Source organism: Actinomyces sp. HMSC075C01 (assembly GCF_001812965.1).
GTDB classification, from domain to species: Bacteria; Actinomycetota; Actinomycetes; order Actinomycetales; family Actinomycetaceae; genus Actinomyces; species Actinomyces acetigenes.
This window is the reverse complement of the sequence record NZ_KV810977.1, coordinates 1-494: the sequence shown is the minus strand read 5'-3', so window position 1 is coordinate 494 and position 494 is coordinate 1. Positions and strand designations below refer to the sequence as shown.

Annotated in this window: 1 protein-coding gene and 1 pseudogene; both read right to left on the bottom strand. The window is 65.4% G+C overall.

Annotated features, from left to right (window positions below; all coding sequences use genetic code 11):
• Positions 1-202 (bottom strand): annotated as a pseudogene (locus tag HMPREF2883_RS15230) (hypothetical protein); the annotation flags it as partial.
• Complete coding sequence (locus HMPREF2883_RS15840; RefSeq protein WP_371080355.1) at positions 132-440, bottom strand: DDE-type integrase/transposase/recombinase; 309 nt, start codon at positions 438-440, stop codon at positions 132-134. The gene HMPREF2883_RS15840 and the pseudogene HMPREF2883_RS15230, both read right to left, overlap by 71 nt.
• Positions 441-494 lie beyond the last annotated feature (54 nt).

Below are 494 nucleotides of genomic sequence, written 5' to 3'. Positions count from 1 at the left end.
CCAGTGGACCCACTCGGCGGTGGCGAGCACGGGCGGCGTCGATGTCCTGCCAGGGTCCTTGGTTGCGGATGAGCTCGGCCTTGTACAGCGAGTTGAGCGCCTCGGCCAGAGCATTGTCGTAGGAATCCCCTTTAGAGCCTACAGAGGCGACTGCCTTGCAGTCGGACAGGGCCTGCCCGTAGCGAATGGACCGGTACTGCACCCCACGGTCGCAAGTGGTGCACCAGGCCCGTCAGGTCGGCCCCCTGACGTTTCCGCTGCCAGACGGCCATCTGAAGGGCGTCCAGGGCCAGGTCGGTGTACAGGCCGGTGGAGGTCTGCCAGCCCACGATTCGCCGCGAGAAGACATCGGTGACGAAGGCGACGTAGACCCATCCGGAGAAGGTGCGTACATAGGAGGGGGTACCTCCCGCTTGCGGGGGAATGTCGGCGACCCACAGCTCGTTCGGCCTGAACGCGCTGAAATGCCTTTTGACGAGGTCGGCCGGGCACTG